This window comes from Scrofimicrobium canadense (assembly GCF_009696615.1).
GTDB classification, from domain to species: Bacteria; Actinomycetota; Actinomycetes; order Actinomycetales; family Actinomycetaceae; genus Scrofimicrobium; species Scrofimicrobium canadense.
Genome location: NZ_VULO01000010.1, coordinates 97,675 through 116,955, shown reverse-complemented (window position 1 = coordinate 116,955; position 19,281 = coordinate 97,675). Strand labels below are relative to the sequence as shown.

The window sequence follows — 19,281 nt, the reverse complement described above, 5'->3', positions numbered from 1 at the left end:
CTTCGCAACTTTTGTAGTTGTGAATAGATTCAGTCCTAGATGAGGAAAAGGTGGTACCCATGGATCTGGGTGTAGGCATAAAAGAACTAGTAATGGTATCAAATCGTCTACCCGTAGACCGCGCCGTCGACGAAGACGGGAACGTCGAGTGGAAGACGTCTCCTGGAGGTCTGGTCACGGCTGTCGAACCCATCGTGCAGCAGTTGGGATGTATCTGGGTAGGTTGGCCAGGGGATGCCGGCTCAGAGGCGATGGAACCCTTCGACGTAGATCGGATGCGTTTGGTTCCGGTGTCGCTCAGCACTGAAGAGGTAGAAGAATACTATGAAGGTTTTTCTAATGGAACGTTATGGCCCCTCTACCACGATGTTATTGCTCAACCGGAATACCACCGTGAGTGGTGGGATCAATATGTGAAGGTTAACAGGCGTTTTGCTCAAACTGTTGCTGGTCAGGCAGCCAAAGGTGCGGTGGTGTGGGTACATGATTATCAACTCCAACTGGTGCCAGGAATGCTCCGTGATCTGCGTCCAGACCTTACCATTGGGTTCTTCCTCCATATTCCATTCCCGGCGCGGCGTCTTTTTGCTCAACTGCCGTGGAGGCGCCCGATTATTCAAGGAATACTTGGAGCCGATGTCATTGGGTTTCAAACTGTTCACGATGCCGAGAGTTTCCGTGAATGTGCTGAGACGTATGCGGGTGCTCCCACGCATGGGAACCTCGTCATGGTTTCTGACGCTCTTGACAATACTCGCCAAGTGATTGCTCAAGAGTTTCCTATCTCTATCGATACAGGTCAGTTTGCGCAGATGGCGGCTGATCCAGATATTCAACGTCGTGCATTAGAGATTCGGAAAGAAGTCGGGTCTCCAAAGAAACTCCTGTTGGGCGTGGACCGTTTGGACTATACGAAGGGGATTCGGCATCGTCTTAAGGCCTACGGTGAGCTCTTGGCGGAAGGAGAAATCGATCCGGAGCAGATAGTTTTGATACAAGTTGCCACACCAAGCCGAGAACGAGTTGATGCGTACCAGCTATTGCGTGACCAAGTTGAGGTAACCGTAGGGCGAATCAACGGTGACTACGGTTCGTTGGGGCACACGCCAGTTGTCTACCTTCATCAGGGATTTTCACGCGAAGAAATGGTGGCACTGTATTTGGCAGCGGACGTCGCAGTGGTCACTGCCTTGCGTGACGGTATGAATCTTGTTGCCAAAGAGTATGTAGCGTGTCGCCTTGATGAAACGGGGGTATTGATGCTGAGTGAGTTCGCTGGCGCTCGCGACGAACTTGACGAAGCAATTTTAGTCAACCCTCACGATATTGAAGGAATGAAAGCCGCGTTTTTGAGGTCCATCCACATGCCTCCGCGAGAACAGAAACGCCGCATGGCAGCGCTGAGGGAAACAGTTTCCCAAAACGATGTTGCGCACTGGGCGGCGAACTATTTGGGTTCGTTAGCTGCGATCTCAGAGCAACGCTCCACTGTTGTAGATGCAGATGAATCAGAAATAGAACAGGCAACTGGCCCCACCTTTATCCCGCGCTCGTTAGAGGCTGCTATCAGGCGACTAGCGACAGCCCCCAATCTTCTTGTCGTGAGTGATTTTGACGGAACGCTTGCTCCATTTGTCGACGATCCAGCGCGCGCACGAATGCTACCTCGCGCCAAGAGTGCTCTGCAGGTGCTTTCTCAAGCTCCAGGAGTGCAGGTCGCAATCCTTTCTGGCCGAGCCGTTGCGAGTCTCAGAAAAGTAGGTGCTGAGGGGGAAAACTGGATACTCTCAGGCTCGCACGGGGCTGAGTTAGTAGGTATTGAGGGAGAGCAGCCATCACTTCCGCATCTTGACGCGTCGGAGGCTAGACGCTTGGGCCGTCTAGAACGTAGGCTCAATCGCGTCTTTGGTAATGAGCCCGGTGTGCGCCTCGAAAGTAAACCGTTTGGCGTTGCCGTCCATACCAGACAGGTAAAGAACGCGGATAGATCGGAAGAAGTGTTAGCTGCAGCCTCTGAACTTGCTGGCGAGCTGGGCATAGAACTGAGAAAAGGCAAAGAAGTCCGCGAGTTCTCTGTTCGGCGTAGCGACAAGGGAGCGTCTCTTGAACAGATACGTCGCCATTTCCCAGATTCTCCGGTGCTTTTCTTAGGAGATGACGTAACTGACGAAGATGCTTTCGCTATCTTAAGGTCTGACGACGTTGGGGTGAAGGTCGGGGAAGGTGAGAGCGTGGCGACTGAGAGAGTTCCCGACGCAGTTACGGCGGCTGCAGTATTGGCACTTCTTGCTGAGCTTCGTACCGGAACTGTGATCGGCGACTATACACTATGAGTCGATTGGGCCTACCGCCGAATTTGCGATTCTGGCGGCAGGCCTAAGTTGGCTGTCAGAGCTGACTTACAGAGGCTACCAATGGCTTTGGAATTTTTCGGGGGCCGAATTGAGGGCTTCAAGTCTGTTGTCGATCCCTACTGGCAGACGGAACGCACAACAGGTTTTGGTGAAATGAGTTGGCTGTATTAGTCAATAGTCCGGGCTTTGTTGCGGGTACCTCTCAAAAAGCTATCGATATTTCTTATCCATATTTTGCTACCGATTGATGGAGAACTTCCATCAACGCTGGCAGGGACAGCACATGTCTCAACAAGCCTATGAAGAATTGGCCTCTCTAGCAGGTGCGCTCTTTGTGGGCAGTCTGGCGCAAAAAATCGACAAAATACTGACCTAGTATGAGGCTTATGGGCATCAGCGATACTGAAGGTTGTTGCCATAAATAGAAGCTATACGAAAGAGTCGAAAATAGGCGCACTTATGACCTTGTTGTGCAGTAGATTTCATGGATTGTTCCGATGGAGACACGATGTGTTTCTATCGGGGGTTTGGGACATGAACTCGGTATCGCATTAGACCGGGAGAATGCTGCAAAGCACCTCCGTAATTCTTTAGAAGCGGTAGAAAATGCTGACACGGTCGTTATAGGTTCCTCGGTATTTAGGGGGTCTTACTCCGGATTGTTTAAATATTTCTTCGATTTGGTAGGCGTCTCTTCCTTGGCGAATACTTCCGTTTTCCTTGCAGCTGCTGGTAGCAGTGAAAGGCATGCAGTGATGATAGAAGCGCACTTACGCACCCTCTTCGCATTTTTCTGGCATATACCGCCTTTGCCAGTGTTTTTGCCGCAAGTGGGGATTTTGGTCGGACGCACCTCTTCAATTTAGATGTGTGCGGACACGTTGAAATGGCGGTGCAAGATATGGCACCTTTGCTTAAGATTCTGGCTCAAAAAGACTGAAAGTGTAGTTCCCCTCACTAAACTAAGGCTTTCCGGGCGGTTAGTAAGGCGCTAAACTGACCTAGTAGTGTGTGGAGGGGAAACATGGACACAACAAGTTTGATCCTAATTGCTATAGGGGGAGTCGCAGGCTTAGTAGGTGGCGGCTTGTTGGGCAATGCCCTACGGAGTGTTGTAGCTAGACGGCGGCGTGAAGCTAAAGACTTAGAGCGGGAACCTTTTCAGGATCATGAAGAAGAGCAGGCGAATGCGCCCGTGCTCACCAGGCCATCGGTAGAACCAGAAGTTTTCCAGCCCACCAAGGAACACCCAGTGGAACGGGAAGATCCGGTCAGAGTTCCTAATGTAACTCATTCCGAGTCGGTTAGTCCTATTAGTGCAGTTGCGGTGGTAACTTCAGAATTAGCGGCTCAACAAGAAGACGTTCTCAATCGCATGGAGGAAATAGCTGCCGATCCTGATCTGATCTTTCACATTTATCGATTGCGTCATTTGAATGCGCGCGTCACATTTGAAGCAGAATCTGCCCTTGCGCGTGAACATATTCTTCTCGACTCGGATACGGAGCCTCAAAAGGCTGATGATATTGCCCGACTTGCTATGCAGAGTAGCCCTGCAATGGAAAACATCCGCTTGAATATCAAGGCTGAACCACTGTTGAAAGCAGAAGTTTGCCGCCCATTGCGACTGCTCCTCGCTCAACTTCTTGAGGCATTAGCGCTGGCAAATCGTTTTGGACGTTTCTGTCTAGCTGTTGATCTTGTTGGCGGAGCTCCAGTTTTTGGTGTACGGGCACAAGGCTCTCCAATTACTGATGCAGATTTGAATGAGCTTTCACGGGCTGTGGCTTCTGCTAATGAGGTATCTCGCGATCCGGTCCTCAAGGTACTTTCTGTTGCGGGAATTCTTGCACGAGAGCTCAATGCCACGTTGCAAGTTCAACGTACGCGCTCTGGCGGCTACGAATATATTCTCACTCTCACTCCGGCCGCCGTTGATCACCAGACTACGTCAGCTAAGACATCGGCACCTATGGCTAAAAATGCTGTTTTTGGGTCACAGGTGAGCGAATCGCAGTCATGGCGCGACATGGTGGGCAGCTCTGGCCTCACTTCTTTTAGTGATCAGATTGCGGCAGCCGCGAAGCTTGCGCCTAGTAAGCCAGCAATGGTGGAGTTACCACCTCTGTACAGGGAGGTTTCTTCTAGGCTAGAGCGTGACCGCCAATTGGCGGAGATTATGAATGGAGTTGAGGATTACTCCGATAATCAGATTCTACAAACTGAAGGAGCGGGTGCGATTGACGATCCGCTCTATGTTGACTTGCGTGAGTTTATGAAGAGACGCCATGAGCCAGACTTTCACGAATCGTCCGAGCTATCACAGGGACCCAATGGGGCAGCGCATGTTGACTATGCGGGTGAAGGACGAGCGTGACTGAGCTTCGCTTTCCTGATGGCGGACAAACTGATGTTGAGAGAATAGTTGGTATTCGCCAAATCTTCTTTTCCACTACTGACCGTAAGGGTGTAATTACGGGGGCAAACCAAACCTTTGCAGATTTATCTCAGTACAGTTTCCCAGAGTTAATGGGGGCCCCTCACAACATCATCAGGCATGACGATATGCCTGGGGGTGTCTTTCAAATCATGTGGGACCGGCTTCTTGACGGAAAATCTGTAGCGGCCTACGTCAAAAATCGTGCAAAAGATGGGCGCTTTTATTGGGTTTTCGCGACGGTCACGCCAGCATCTTCCAGTTTCCTCTCGGTTCGTACTCGCCCTGTTTACGAACCTCTGTGGCAGGCTTCAGACACGCTATATCGGACGGCGCGGCCTATTGAGGTGGCTGCCACCCGGCAGGGAGCTCGACGTATCGATGCTGCACGGGTAGGTATGGCCTCTCTTAATGACGGCTTGGCACAAGCAGGTTTCCCGTCCTTCGACGAATTTATGTTGGCAGCCCTGCCTGCGGAAGTTGCTCAACGAGAACTGCTCTCAACCAGCCCAACTATTAACGTCGATTCTCAGTCACCGCTCAGCGCAATAGTGGGTGGAGCCCAGGCAATACGAGTTCACGTTAACGCACTTCTAGAAAGACTAGTAAGCCTCAATCAGGTGTCATCTCAGATTCGGGAGACGCTGGCAGGCGCTGAGGTTGCGCAAAAGAACTTATTGAGACTTGCCGGGATGGCGGTGGAAACCTGTCAATCCATTCCGGGCTTACCGCCTTCGATTGTCAATAGTGCGCTGGCGATTCGCGAGTGGGTATTTAGGGCTGTCAGCGCTCTCGAAGCCATTGAAGAACCCCTATCAGATGTAAGCTTGCGTATACGCGAAGCACGTTTTGATATTTGCCTTAACAGTCTCCATAACGAAATGGTCTTGTCATTCGCCAACGAAGCCTTGACTACTACTAGCGATGCAAATCCTCTGGGAAGCGTTCCTCTGCTGTGTCACACCATGATGGGTGATGTTGAGGGACTTGCAGGAAAGCTTGACGTGCTGCAACGCGAGCTCATAAATGTGGGTAATCGAACCGACGAAGCCAATGGAGCTTTGCAGCATGTAAGAGAGTTCCTTGCTGCCTGGCAGATGGCGGTGGCTCGAAAGGGCTATGATCAACAACTTGCGCAAATTATTGAGGATATCGAGGACCAGCAGGATAACTTGCACGGTCAAGTGCAGTCTTTGACTCAATTAGCAGCATCATTTTTTACGGCCTTACAGGGAGTGAATCCCTCAGCACTCATGGAGCCCATTCCTGTCGTTGCTTACGGGGCACTTTCTTTGGTCGGGGATGCCTCAGTGGTAGGTAGGTGACCTTGTTATAAGGGTTTTAGCTGACATTTATGAATCAATGATTCCATTGTGATAGGCATACACCACCATCTGGACTCGATCGCGCAAATTAAGCTTAGATAGAATTGCGCTGATGTGAGTTTTCACTGTTGCCTCAGACAGTGAAAGGGAATCGGCTATTTCCCGGTTGTTGAGTCCGTGGCTGAGGGATACAAACACATCGCGTTCGCGGTCTGTAAGGGTCAAGAAATCTGCCGGTAGTTCTCGCCTATTGGTTTTCGGCAATTGCGGAGCAGCAAAAACACGTGTGCCCTTACCTAACGCGCGAACGGCAGCGATAAGCAGGTCAGGCTCAGCATTCTTGACCATAAATCCGTCGGCGCCCACCTCTAGCGCCTGTTGCGCTGACTCCGCGGTCTCAAGGGTCGTGAGAATGAGGATGCGTGGCGCAACCTTCCCGGAGTCTTCATAGAGTGCGCGTAGTTTGCGAGTACATTGCAGTCCGTCGAGGCGTGGCATCCGAATATCCATGAGGACGACGTCGGGTTGTACAGGCGGAATTGCTTGCAGTGCAGCGAAACCGTCGTGAGCTTCGCCTACGATATCGAAATCATCTTGTGATTGCAGGACCATTGCGAGGCCAGCAAGAAATAGTTGTTGATCATCAACGAGGAATATCTTCATTGGGACTCATTTTCTCCAGATAGATGTGCTTGCACAAGCCAGGAAGCGCCGAGGGGCCCTGATTTAAGTGAACCACCAAGTAACTCGGCGCGTTCCCGCATACCGACAATGCCCCAACCCTCGCCACTCGATTGCGGCCCATGGGGATCGATAGGATTCTCCACGGTCAGCCGCATATTATCCCAATCAATGGTGACATTAATAGGGACATTGGGTAGGCCGTGTCGTAGTGCGTTTGTGAGAGCTTCGCGTAGAACGTAGGTGACTGTTGCGTAGTGGGGCGATGCAATGTCAGGTTCAGGGCCGGTGACGGTCAACTCGACTGGTGTGCCAGCATCGTGTAAGTCTCTCACCATTCCCTCTACAGTATTGAGGCTTTCTGTTCTCGCCGAGGAAGGATCTCTGAGCTGAGCTAGGAGGGAACGCACTTCGGTAAGAGATGTGCGACCCACCTGTGAAATTCGTTCAAGCGTTTCTTTGGTTTCCTGGGGCAGCTCTTTGGAGGAGAGGCGAGCTCCGTCTGAAAGAGAGATCATCACTGACAGCGAATGTGCGACGACGTCATGCATATCTCGAGCCAGATTGGCTCGTTCTTTCTGCGAGGCAGATTCACGTTGGGCGGTTTCGACCTGCAGCATCCGATCACGATTGTTGTCGAGAACAGCTCCTATGGTTCCAATCGCCCAGGAGAACCCCAGAAGAAGAAACATCAACACCGCGGAGTTAAGGAAACCATCTCTTGAAGCCGTCTGTGCTGAAGCGAATTCTGAGCCCATGGGATAGACCGACAGATATAGACCGCCGATTATCGCTCCTGAAGGCACAGAGATGGCAGCGAATCGTTTGGTCCAGACCGATCCTCGATGAGCAGCTGAAGTCAAAGCGATAAGTATTGCGACTGAGGGAAATCCTGTTACTAAGCCAGGCGGAAGCATTACGAAGAAAGCTGTAATCCATGCAAGTATGAGCGATACCCCAGGCAGGGGAACGCGCAGTCCGATAATGGCCGAACTTGTGAGTGCTGACAGTAAAAAGAAAACTGAGTCGACACGGCCGCTGGTGCCAATGCATAGAAGAAACCACCCAATGGCACAAATCCCCCAAATCCATGGTTTCCAACGGGCATACCATTCGGTGGCCTTATCGATGAGTCCAGACCTATTCACCTTCCCATTGTGCTGGGCGTGATACCGACTCTGCCAACTTGCATAAAAATAGAACATGTGTTCGACTGTGATTATGCGTTGGGAACGTCAAAAGATTGACTGCGATGAAGGAACATTACCAGGTCTTTCTTTGAATGAACTGGCACCCATCCCAGGGCACCTGCGTTCCATTTCGCTACCGAGCTTTAGTGGTGTCACATTTCACGAGGTGCTGGCTAAGAGTGTCCTCAATCAGGTTCCTCCGTCATCAGGGATGCCCTTTCGCTGGAGCATTAATCCATATCGAGGTTGCTCGCATGCCTGCGTCTATTGTTTTGCGCGTGGATCACATCGCTATTTAGATTTTGATACAGGATCAGATTTTGATTCACAGATCGTGGTGAAGACAAACGCGGCCGAAGTACTGGCGGGGCAGCATCTGTTCTCTATGCGCCTCTTCACTTGCGCAAACACGTGAAACCATGGTTTATGGAATGGCTAGAGCAGCACTATCCAGAGGCCGTTCCGCTCTATCGCCAGCTCTATCCCGGGACCGCATCGACCGCATCGAAAGAATATCGGCGGGAGTTAGCAGCTCGAATTATCCCGATTATAGAGGGGCTAGGATTACAGTCCCGATTTAGCTGATTGAGCAGTGTAGCCAGCGCCTAAGACAAATGAAGCCTCTTCCCAGGCCAACGATCAATGAGCCAACGGTCATGAGTTGCAACAATCGTGGTGCCTGCGTACGTTGAAACCGCGTCCTCAAGTTCGGTTGCTAAGACCAAAGAAATATGGTTCGTAGGTTCGTCAAGTAGCAGAATCGGGGGAGGAGCAGCCACTAGCAAAGCGAGCTCCAGACGTCGTCTGGTTCCCACGCTGAGTAGGCGAACCGGTCTATGCAGTTCTCTTGGAGGCACGAGCCCGAAACCTGTCAGCGATGCGCCAACCTCACTCAGGTCCTCAAAGGCTTCTTGCGCAGTGGTGTCTTTGCCGCGAGTGAGTAAAGCTGAGATAGAGGGCTCTTGTGATAGCAACCCAGTGTGGCGAGGATCGATATTGGCCACGCCTTCATGTTTCAGTGCGCCGGCGAGGACCTGCAGAAGTGTTGACTTACCACTGCCATTGACGCCAGTTACCAGCCATTTTTCTCCAGGACCAAAGGTCTGGCTCACTGGACCCAGACGCCCCGGAACTGAAACGTCACGCAGACTCAGAGTATTAGGCGAATCCTGAGGATCAGGGATACCACAAAAACGCAGTTCTGATGGAGGCTTACGAATTTGTTCCTTCTCAACGCGTTCTAAGCGCATTCTTGAATTTCCTAAGCGTCTCGTTGCCACGGTAGCTGCACGATCCGCATAGAATTTTTTCGCCATTTTCACTTCTGTACGAGGTGCGGCCCCCGGATGTCCCACCTTCGTACTATCACGTACCGCAGCACGTGCTTTGCGCAGTGTATTTTGTTGTTCGCGGTATTGCCTATGCCAACGCTCTGTTGCGTCTAACCGGTGAAGCACATAATCGGAGTAGGTGCCAGAAAACGTCTGAATCACATCTTCTCCCAGGCGCGATGCCACGGGATCAAGATCGACAAGGAAACGCGCGCACTCGTCCAAAAAAGCTCGGTCATGTGAAGCCATCACAACCGGTCCACGCCAGCGCTGCAACACCTCGATCAGATATGCAACTGCGCGGGCATCCAAATGGTTGGTTGGCTCATCTAAAAGGAGAACATCTGGTTTGCGAAGCAACAGCCACGCAAGTGATAAGCGAGCCCTTTCTCCTCCTGAGAGAAACTCAGTTGCGCAGTTCCGGTCAAGGTTTTGCAGACCCAGGCCAACCAGCATTTCCTCGGCAAGAGAGGTGACATTCCAGGCGTCGCGTCTTTCTGCCTCGTCCAATGCATCCGCATATTCCTTCTGGGACGATACGTCGTTATCCTTCAATGAGTGGGCAGCCACCTCCATGCGGTCAAGAGCGTGCAGGGCAGGAGCAATCGCATCGCTTACGACCTGAGAAATGGTGTCTTGGAGAGAGAACGGGACTTCTTGGTATAAAAGTCCAACCGTGCCTGAGGATTCTACGTGGCCCGCATCGGGTTTGAATAGTCCCGCCATCACACGCAATAGTGTGCTCTTACCTGAGCCGTTTTCGCCGATGATGCCAGTTACTTTTCCTGTAGGTGCAGTAAAAGACACACCTGATAAGACTCTGTGCTGTCCCAAAGAAACTGAAACGTCACGAACGGCAATATGTGTCGATGGGGGCATGATTGATTCTCCGTGGGTGGAAAAGGTCCTGCCGGGCAATGCCGCGGTCGCAGGATTGGAAGAATCATTAGCTCAACATAGCAACGACAGCATAACCTGAACCCCGGGTAAGATGTCAAGGGACCGACTATCGTGTGAACGGAGAAAAGTGGCTGAATACATCTACTCCATGGTGAAAGCGCGCAAAGCACATGGAGACAAGGTGATCTTGGATGACGTAACTATGGCATTTTTGCCAGGAGCCAAGATCGGTATGGTTGGCCCCAACGGCGCTGGCAAGTCGTCTATTCTGCGGATCATGGCGGGCCTTGATGAACCCAGCAATGGGGAGGCGCGGCTTTCGGCTGGCTATAGTGTGGGGATTTTAGAGCAGGAGCCTAAACTGGATGAGGACAAGACCGTCCTAGAGAATGTCCAATTGGGTGCCGGTGAGATTATGCGTAAGCTGCACCGCTACAACGAGATCTCTGAGGAAATGGCAAATCCTGATGCAGACTTCGATGCCCTCATGGAAGAAATGGGGGTCCTGCAAACCGAAATTGATGCCGCAGGCGCATGGGATCTGGATTCGCAGTTGGATCAAGCAATGGACGCTTTGCGTTGCCCGCCGCCGGACACCCCGGTGAATGTTCTCTCAGGTGGAGAGCGGCGACGTGTTGCATTGTGTCGGCTACTTCTCGAAGCACCTGATCTGTTGCTTCTTGACGAACCAACAAACCATTTGGACGCAGAATCTGTCTTGTGGCTAGAGCAACATCTCAAGACCTATGCTGGCGCTGTCATTGCGATTACTCACGACAGGTATTTCCTTGATCATGTTGCCGAGTGGATAGCCGAAGTCGACCGCGGTCGCCTCTACGCTTACGAGGGAAACTACACCAGCTATCTGGAGACGAAAGAAAAACGTCTTGAAGTTCAGGGTAAGAAAGATGCCAAACTGGCAAAGCGCTTGAAAGAAGAACTTGACTGGGTGCGTACCAGTCCTAAAGGACGCCAAGCCAAATCGAAGGCCCGCCTAGATCGTTATGAGGAAATGGCCGTTGAAGCGGAAAAAACCCGCAAGCTAGACTTTGAAGAAATTCAGATTCCACCAGGGCCACGCCTAGGCTCTGTCGTCTTAGAAGCAAAGAATCTAGAGAAGGGGTTCGGCGATCGCTCGCTTATTTCCGGCTTGAGTTTCACACTTCCAAGAAATGGCATTGTTGGTGTCATCGGTCCCAATGGCGTGGGTAAGACTACGCTGTTCAAAACAATGGTTGGTTTAGAGCCCCTGGATGGGGGAGACCTCACCATTGGTGAGACAGTGAAGATTTCCTATGTTGACCAGAATCGCGCCGGAATCGACCCAGAAAAGCCCTTATGGGAAGTGGTATCTGAGGGCCTGGACTATATTCAGGTCGGAAACGTGGAGATGCCATCGCGCGCTTACGTCTCCGCATTCGGTTTCAAAGGAGCCGACCAACAAAAACCCGCAGGAGTGCTCTCTGGCGGTGAACGTAACCGGCTGAATCTGGCTCTCACTCTCAAAGAGGGCGGAAACCTGCTGCTCCTTGACGAGCCAACAAACGACCTCGATGTCGAAACGCTGGCCTCTTTGGAAAATGCTCTACAACAGTTCCCCGGATGCGCCGTGGTCGTCACTCACGACCGCTGGTTCCTCGACCGAGTTGCCACACACATCTTGGCGTGGGAAGGCACCGATGAAAACCCCGACCAATGGTATTGGTTCGAAGGAAACTTTGAAGCCTACGAGAACAACAAGGTGGAACGCCTTGGAGCCGAGGCGGCTCGCCCTAAACGTGTGACACACCGCAGACTCAAACGCGACTAGTCCCTAGCTTGCGGGTGGCCCTCACAACTTCTTTTTCTTCGGTTGTGGGGGCCACAGTATGCGCTCTTTACAAGTATCACTTAAGCGCAGCAGTCTTAACCAGCCAATCCCCAGCGACCTGAGCCTGCACCGTCGCCATCAGGTACCCGAACCATCCCCTCCTGGCTGGCGGACGCAACGCGCACTCCATCTTGAGAATAGATACTGACTGTGCAGGTCGCCCGCCCACCCCCAGCAGACAAAGCCTGCCCAGAAAAAAGCAGCCACTGGTTGATATCCACGTTGCGATGAAACCACATGGCGTGATCCAATGACGCCAACGACATGCCCGGAGTGATCCACGACAATCCGGTAGCCCTCAGCGCAGGCTCCATCATTACCTGATCCACCACATATGCCAGAAGAACCCGGTGCAAACGCTGCGACATATCTTCTGGTAATGCATGGCGCGGACGCATCCACAACTCTTGGGTTGCACGCTGTTGTGGATCCGATCCCGTATAGAGATTTCTCTGCACGTGACGCACATCAAAAGCAGCGGTCTTCCCTAAGAATTTAGCCACCGGATGATCCATCGTCCGAAAAATCTCCAAAGCCGACGTGAGATTTGTCGGACTTGGAACATCGGGGGCGGATGGAGAAAACTCCACTCCACCCTCTACCCCCTGGAAAGAGGCCTCCAAAGTGAGAATCTCACGTTCATCTTGAGTGCACGCCACATGCCGAGTGGAAAAAGACCGCCCATCATGGAGGCGACGAACACTCAAATCAAGTGCAGCATCTGGATCACCGCCTCGTAAAAAATACGCATGCAACGAATGTGGCAGACGCGCCTCATCCTCCACAGTCGCAGAAGCCGCCAAGAGGGCCTGACCAATAACCTGACCACCATAAATACGCCGCACTTGCGGCAAAGAATACGCGCGGAAACGGCCAGGCTCCAGCATTTCTAACTGCAATGACCGCAACACGGAGGCAATAGGCTCTTCATCAACGACAGGGACGCTCAATACATCGGGCATACCCACTATTGTGCGCCCAAGCGCGGACCCAGCAAAACTCGTCCGTCACTTCCCCGCTATCCTTAAGGTGACCACACCGATAGGGGACACATGGAGCAGTTGCAGCAGTTGGCGCACATCAATGGAGTTGCTACAGAATTTTGGGATTGGTCCGGTAAACAACGTTTCACCTCACCAAAAACTCTCCTCTCCGTACTCAACGCTTTGGGAGTACCAGTTGACCTGCTAAGCGATTTGCCCACAATAGAATCAGCAATCCAATGGAGTGAAGACCGCACTTGGCGCTCGGTGGTACCGCCATGCTCCGTCGTGAGAGAACATAGCGAATATCACGTTCCCATTCACCTTCCCCACGGACTGCCGGTCCACGTGTGGGTAGAGCTTGAAGACGGTCGAGGAGTGGACTGCTGGCAGGTAGACAAGTGGGTGGAACCGCGTCTCATCGATAAGGTACTCACCGGTGAGGCCACATTCGCGATCCCTCAGGACCTTCCCCTGGGATACCATCGCCTCGGAGCCTCTATCGATGGTGGGGAACCCCAATACGGCTTCCTCTACGTAGTGCCCGAACGACTCACCCCCGACGTGCTGGCAGGCAACCAACGCTATTGGGGAGTCAATGTCCAAGCATATTCAGTCCGCTCGGTGGCATCATGGGGGATAGGCGACGCTAGCGACCTCGCCGATCTGACAGCAATATGCGCTCAGCAAGGATCAGACTTCGTCCTCATCAATCCCTTGCACGCATCTCAGCCCATAGCCCCCATTGAAGACTCACCTTACCTGCCTGTATCGAGGCGTTGGCTTGCCCTCACCTACATTCGACCCGAAGCAATACCCGAATATGCGCAGCTAGGACCCCGCGCTCGAGCCACTATCGAACGCTTACGAAGCGACGCTGCGCAGGCAAAGCCCAACAGAGGCGGAGGGATCAACCGGGATGCCTCCTGGGAGGCGCGCTTGCGAGCATTGGAACTCATCTACCCTTTGCCACGCCCGATCCACCGTGAAGCTGAGCTCAAAGCATTTATTGACGAGGGGGGTGCTGAACTCCAAAGGTTTGCCTTATGGTGTGCACTCGTCGAACACTTCGGAACGGTACAGCTACCACCAGATGCCCTAGACTCAGCCGATGCTGTAGAAGGCCGCGTTCATTTCTACCAATGGGCGCAGTGGATCGCCCGTGAACAGTTGCAGACGCCAAATAGGGTAGCAAAACGGCTGGGAATGCCGATTGGCATCATGTCGGACTTGGCTGTTGGCGTACACCCTCATGGGGCTGAGTATTGGGCAGAACCTGGGGAATTCGCAGCTGGGATGTCGGTTGGTGCGCCTCCTGATATGTATGCCCAGCAGGGGCAAGACTGGTCACAACCGCCTTGGAGTCCACGGGCGTTGGAACAGTCCGGCTATGCGCCGTTTATCGGTGTGCTACGCGCTGCTTTAGATTTGTCATCCGCTCTGCGTATTGATCACATTCTGGGACTATTCCGTCTTTGGTGGATACCGCGGGGCGAAACACCCGACAACGGCACGTATGTGAGTTTTGACCATGAGGCGATGGTCGGTATTTTGCTTTTGGAAGCGCAACGCCACGGTGCAATCGTCATCGGCGAAGACTTGGGGACGGTAGAACCCTGGGTGAGAAGCTATCTGGCCGACCGTGGCATCTTAGGAACCTCTGTCCTCTGGTTTGAGAAAGACAATCAAGGAAAGCCCTTGCTGCCAGAACAATACCGAGAGAATGTATTAGCTACTGTTAATACGCACGATTTACCGCCCACTGCCGGGTACATGAGTGGAATCCAAACCACCTTGAGACAGAGCTTAGGGCTACTGACCGATCCGGTCGAACACGTTCGCGACTCTGATGAGGCAGAACAAACTGCTATGCGAGCGCGCCTGCGCGAAGTGGGATTGCTTCCAGAGGATCCTCATGTGAGTGTCCCCCGAAGTGAAGAAATAGAAGCACTTCATCGATATATTTGCCGCACGCCATCGCGTTTGGTAGCTGCAGCATTGGTGGACGCAGTGGGGGAGAAGCAACCTCAAAACTTGCCGGGAACCAACCACGAGTATCCCAATTGGAGGATTCCCCTTAGCGATAGCCAAGGTAATGAGGTCCTGCTGGAGAATCTTGCCGAGCGCACCGACCTCCAGCGCCTATTTGCGGTTATGAGGCAGGAGAGAGGGCGCTAACCTCGAGGGGCATGCGAGGCAACGGCAATGAAATGGACTACGCCTCGTCAATATTTTGAGGTGCCTCCAGTTGCGCAAATTTCGCGGCCATTGTCGGGTTACCTCGCGTTAGCTTCTTGATCGTCAGATCGTCTGCCTTATCGTTGGCTAGCCTAAGGTTATTCGCTGACTTATGCAGTGCCTGCTTGACCTTCTCTAAGTCTTTTATCGCCTCGTCAATACGCTTGATTGCTTCTTCGAAGCCATCTGATGCCAGACGCCAGTTACGGCCGAAAGCATTCTTGAATGCTTCAAGTTGACTCTCAAAATTGGTGATGTCAATGTTTTGTGCGCGAACCTGTTCCAGTTCTGTCTTGTACTGCAAAGAATTCAATGCGGCATCACGTAGCAGGGTGATCATCTGAATGAAGAACTGTGGGCGAATCACATACATTTTGGGGTATCGATATGAGACGTCAACTATTCCCGTGTTGTAAAAGTCATTGTCAGGCTCAAGTAACGAGACAAGAATCGCGTACTCGCAGCCTTTTTCCGTCCGATCCTTATCGAGTTCTTTGAAAAAGTCTTCGTTCTTTCTTTTTGTCGCTGTGGTGTCAGCCTCGTTTTTCATCTCGAACATGATGGACACGACCTCTAGGCCAGCTTCGTTGTAGTCACGAAAAATAAAGTCGCCTTTGCTTCCAGTCCTAGCGTCATTGTCTTTTTCGAAGTAGGCATGGGGGAATGCTGTTGCCCGAATGCGGTTGAACTCGATTTCACAATGTTGCTCTAAAGTCTCTCCCACCATCTTCGTTGAGAGCTTGGCCTTGAGGTCACGCAGACGCTCGATCGCGTCATCGCGGTCTTTGATCTGCGTTTCGTATTTGTCCTTGAGAGCTTTCTCGGCTAACTGGCGTTCCAGCTCAGTGCTGCTGAGAGAGTTTTTCAGCTGATCGCGTTCTTTTTCAAGTGTTGACAATGCCTGTGTGAGTTCGAGCTCTTTGGATACTTCGATTGCTTCCAGCTTGGCTGTGAGTTGCTGGATTTGCTGATCTTTTTCGATCGCGACTTGCTGCATTTCGCTCTTCATATGCGCCCGAGTCAGTTCAATAGCAGTATTCTTTTCTTCTTCGAGCTGTTCCACGCGGATTTTCATCGCATCGCGATCTTTTTCAATCGCACTCAGAGCTTCTGCGATAGCAAGTTTTTCCTGCGTTTCACGGGCCTCTAACTGTGCCTGTAGCTCTTGTATTTGAGCGCTCTTTGCCGCGGCTTCTTCCTTGAGTTGCGCTTCAGCTTTGGCTGCTGCTAGGTCGAGGGCTCGTTCTTTGTCTTGTTCGGCAAGTTGAAGGCGCTCATGAATCTGCTTTTCAAACTCCTTGTCCCGCACTTGCCTGACGATATCGGCATATCCAGCCTTGTCTATCGTGAAGGTTGTTCCACAGTGCGGGCATTTGATGTGATGCACGATATCACTTCTTTCTTGCGGCTTGGCATGCCCATTATCTTCGAGTGAAGCAGCTTCGGTCTAGTTCTTCTAGCTATCCCCAGGGTATCGGTGCGGCATCGTCCATGCCATGTCAGCTTGCCGCTCGATCATGGAGAGCCGCTATCGGCGTAGTTAGTAGAGTAATTCCCATTGACCGAAATACCAATCCTCAAAATCGGAAGCGCTCGGCAGATCAGTATCACCTTCTGCGATATAGTTACCGGACGACGCTCAGATACCAAATGAGCTGGTGCGAACTCGTGAAGTCATGTTCATGACTCGTGTTGTGAGTGGCATAGGGTCAAGAAAAGGGGACAGCGCAGACGGCACTGGCAGCCCTGCTCGCATGAATGCGTCGTATTTACACCGCAAGTACTGTCCTAGAACAGACTTCTGAGACCCGCGTCCGCGGGGCTGAAAAATATCCGTTGGTGAAAGCGGCCACGATTAGGCGTCTTTTGTTCGATCAGCGAAGCCGCTTGAAACCTGCGCCTTACCGGATCGCGCGTCAGACTCTTTCTCTAAACAGATAGTAAAATGGCAAATCAGGGACATGGTATTGCCCGTGCCCTTCCACGTAGCGCGTTAGGAGCCAAATGCCCGAGCTGAACTGGGTCGGTAAAGACAAGGTCGTCACTCATCACATGGACGTGCCCTACCGGGTTTTGGATCGGCAATACTCTTTTGATGAAGAGGGCCAACATGAGGATGATAACGGCTCACCAAACATGATCATCCATGGTGACAATCTGGAGGCCCTAAAAGCTCTTCTTCCTCAGTACGAGGGGAAAGTTGACTGTATTTACATTGATCCTCCCTACAACACTGGCAATGAGGGATGGGTCTATAACGACAACGTCAATGATCCGCGGATCAAGAGATGGCTTGGAGACGTTGTCGGTAAAGAGGGAGAGGACCTCTCGCGCCACGACAAATGGCTCTGCATGATGTACCCCAGACTGCGCTTGCTGCACCGTCTGTTGGCACCTACTGGCGCTATCTTCATTTCCATCGACGACAACGAAGCCGCCAATCTGCGCTTGGTTTGCAACGAGATCTTCGGTGCTCACTGTTTCGTTGCCGATATTTCGTGGCAACGTAACTACTCCACCCGAAACGACTCAAAGGGCATCCCCGCCGAGGTTGAGCATATATTGGCATTCTCTAAACAGCCAGGTTGGAATCCCCGGAAGCTCGAGCGGAGTGAAGAGATGAACTCCATATACAAGAACCCTGACAACGATCGTGGAACGTGGACCAGTGATAACCCGTTCGCTCCTGGCGCTGCGACACACCAGGGCATGGTTTATGCCATTCAGCACCCATTCACTGGCAAGATGATCTACCCAGGAACTGGTAATTGTTGGAGATATCAGCAAGAAGAAATGCTGCGTATTTTCTCGGGGTGGACTGACTATGAGCTGCGTGACCTAGACGATGCCGACGAGCGCGCCCGAGTCTGCGGGGTTCCAGTCGAAGACGTGAAAACTGGCGTCCAAGGGATCGTCCTTTCCAAATCTCTGGATGAGGCGCGAGCGGACGCTGAAGCGGTGTATGAACGCGGTCAGTGGCCTCGGTTCTATTTCACCAAAGGCGGTCTTGGCGGGGTTCGTCGCAAGACCTATCTGGATAGCGTTGGCGGGGCATTGCCGACAAACTTTTGGTCATATGAAGTTGCAGGCCACACCGATGAGGCAAAGAAAGAGATTCGCGCAATATTCGATGGGCGCGTCGCGTTTGATACTCCTAAGCCATCGCGCCTGGTCGAGAGAGTACTGCAAATCGCGACAAGTCCTGACGGCCTCGTCCTTGATTCATTCGCTGGGTCTGGAACTACTGCTCACGCTGTCTTGAATCTAAACAAGAAAGATGGTGGAAATCGCCGATTCATTCTCATCGAGCTGGGCGATTACGCCGACACGGTGACGGCCGAGCGAATACGTCGCACAATTCAGGGATTCAAACGGCAAACAGAAGAAGAGGTTGTCCTATTCGATCAAAAACTAACGGTTGCTGCTTTGAAGAAGGCGCCAGAGATTCTGAATGAGGCCTCAAAGATTGCTGATGATGCCGCGGGCCAGTACGCGAAGGTATCACGCCCCAAGGTGGTGACAACGGTCAAGGGAAAGACTGGTTCGTCCTCCGTTCAGGTGGTTGCCACACAGGTCCACGACCACGACGTGTCGGGGACGGGTGGCTCTTTCTCCTTCTATGAGCTAGGTTCGCCATTGCTGTTAGATGGAGATTTGAACCCTGCGGTGCCGGTGGAGCAAGTGCGGGAGTATGTGTGGTTCACTGAGACGCAGACCCCGTTGAGACCTTCAAAGGTACCTGAGTGTCCGTTCTTCCTTGGCATCTACAGGGATACTGCTTATCACTTCATTTATGACGTTGAGGCAGCGACAAACCTGGACCGGTCATATTTGGCTTCTCTGACGCCAAAGGTTCTGGCGGATGCTCAGGTAATCTATGCGGACACCTGCACGTTGAGTACTGCTGAGCTTTCGGCGTTGAATGTCACGTTCAAGAAGATTCCGCGCGATATTACAAGACTTTAAGGTGAG

General features: G+C 52.2%; 13 protein-coding genes. 8 read left to right on the top strand and 5 right to left on the bottom strand.

Annotation, left to right across the window (positions count from 1 at the left end):
• Positions 1 to 59: 59 nt before the first annotated feature.
• The 4 genes from FYJ24_RS09135 to FYJ24_RS09120 all read left to right on the top strand — a co-directional run bounded on the left by FYJ24_RS09135 (position 60) and on the right by FYJ24_RS09120 (position 6,116).
• Positions 60 to 2,333 carry a bifunctional alpha,alpha-trehalose-phosphate synthase (UDP-forming)/trehalose-phosphatase gene (locus FYJ24_RS09135; RefSeq protein WP_206192619.1) on the top strand — a complete coding sequence of 758 codons (2,274 nt, stop codon included), beginning with the start codon at positions 60 to 62 and terminating at the stop codon, positions 2,331 to 2,333.
• Between the two features lie 548 nt (positions 2,334 to 2,881).
• The gene (locus FYJ24_RS09130; RefSeq protein WP_206192618.1) at positions 2,882 to 3,220 is read left to right on the top strand and encodes an NAD(P)H-dependent oxidoreductase; all 339 of its coding nucleotides are present in this window, start codon (positions 2,882 to 2,884) and stop codon (positions 3,218 to 3,220) included.
• A 158-nt stretch (positions 3,221 to 3,378) separates the two neighbouring features.
• Positions 3,379 to 4,731: a hypothetical protein gene (locus FYJ24_RS09125; RefSeq protein WP_154545679.1), complete on the top strand. Its 1,353-nt coding sequence runs from the start codon at positions 3,379 to 3,381 to the stop codon at positions 4,729 to 4,731.
• On the top strand, positions 4,728 to 6,116 hold the full coding sequence (locus FYJ24_RS09120) for a PAS domain-containing protein (RefSeq protein WP_154545677.1): 1,389 nt from the start codon (positions 4,728 to 4,730) through the stop codon (positions 6,114 to 6,116). The genes FYJ24_RS09125 and FYJ24_RS09120 overlap by 4 nt, the downstream gene beginning before the upstream one ends.
• 27 nt (positions 6,117 to 6,143) lie before the next feature.
• On the opposite strand, the gene FYJ24_RS09115 is transcribed toward FYJ24_RS09120, so the two are convergent.
• Complete coding sequence (locus FYJ24_RS09115) at positions 6,144 to 6,779, bottom strand: response regulator transcription factor (protein WP_154545676.1); 636 nt, start codon at positions 6,777 to 6,779, stop codon at positions 6,144 to 6,146.
• Positions 6,776 to 7,945 carry a histidine kinase gene (locus FYJ24_RS13430; RefSeq protein ID WP_206192617.1) on the bottom strand — a complete coding sequence of 390 codons (1,170 nt, stop codon included), beginning with the start codon at positions 7,943 to 7,945 and terminating at the stop codon, positions 6,776 to 6,778. Before FYJ24_RS13430 ends, FYJ24_RS09115 begins: the two co-directional genes overlap by 4 nt.
• A 73-nt stretch (positions 7,946 to 8,018) precedes the next feature.
• Between FYJ24_RS13430 and FYJ24_RS09105 the strand changes: the two genes are divergently transcribed.
• The gene (locus FYJ24_RS09105; RefSeq protein WP_206192616.1) at positions 8,019 to 8,402 is read left to right on the top strand and encodes a radical SAM family protein; all 384 of its coding nucleotides are present in this window, start codon (positions 8,019 to 8,021) and stop codon (positions 8,400 to 8,402) included.
• Between the two features lie 190 nt (positions 8,403 to 8,592).
• Here FYJ24_RS09105 and FYJ24_RS09100 read toward each other — a convergent pair whose 3' ends face one another.
• Positions 8,593 to 10,197, bottom strand: coding sequence for an ABC-F family ATP-binding cassette domain-containing protein (locus tag FYJ24_RS09100; RefSeq protein ID WP_154545672.1), 1,605 nt, complete (start codon positions 10,195 to 10,197; stop codon positions 8,593 to 8,595).
• A gap of 148 nt (positions 10,198 to 10,345) precedes the next feature.
• Here FYJ24_RS09100 and ettA point away from each other — a divergent pair, with 148 nt between their 5' ends.
• A complete protein-coding gene (gene ettA, locus FYJ24_RS09095; RefSeq protein ID WP_318656624.1) occupies positions 10,346 to 12,028 on the top strand; it encodes an energy-dependent translational throttle protein EttA in 1,683 nt (560 codons plus the stop codon).
• 95 nt (positions 12,029 to 12,123) lie between these two features.
• Here ettA and FYJ24_RS09090 read toward each other — a convergent pair whose 3' ends face one another.
• Positions 12,124 to 13,050 carry an acyl-CoA thioesterase gene (locus tag FYJ24_RS09090; protein WP_154545668.1) on the bottom strand — a complete coding sequence of 309 codons (927 nt, stop codon included), beginning with the start codon at positions 13,048 to 13,050 and terminating at the stop codon, positions 12,124 to 12,126.
• A 90-nt stretch (positions 13,051 to 13,140) separates the two neighbouring features.
• Here FYJ24_RS09090 and malQ point away from each other — a divergent pair, with 90 nt between their 5' ends.
• Entirely contained in the window at positions 13,141 to 15,249 is a 2,109-nt protein-coding gene (gene malQ / locus FYJ24_RS09085; RefSeq protein ID WP_154545666.1) for a 4-alpha-glucanotransferase, read from the top strand.
• A 37-nt stretch (positions 15,250 to 15,286) separates the two neighbouring features.
• Here malQ and FYJ24_RS09080 read toward each other — a convergent pair whose 3' ends face one another.
• Positions 15,287 to 16,618 (bottom strand): DUF2130 domain-containing protein, encoded by a 1,332-nt coding sequence (locus tag FYJ24_RS09080; protein ID WP_318656623.1) that lies wholly within the window; start codon positions 16,616 to 16,618, stop codon positions 15,287 to 15,289.
• Between the two features lie 695 nt (positions 16,619 to 17,313).
• Here FYJ24_RS09080 and FYJ24_RS09075 point away from each other — a divergent pair.
• The gene (locus FYJ24_RS09075; protein ID WP_154545664.1) at positions 17,314 to 19,275 is read left to right on the top strand and encodes a site-specific DNA-methyltransferase; all 1,962 of its coding nucleotides are present in this window, start codon (positions 17,314 to 17,316) and stop codon (positions 19,273 to 19,275) included.
• The last annotated feature ends 6 nt before the right edge of the window (positions 19,276 to 19,281 follow it).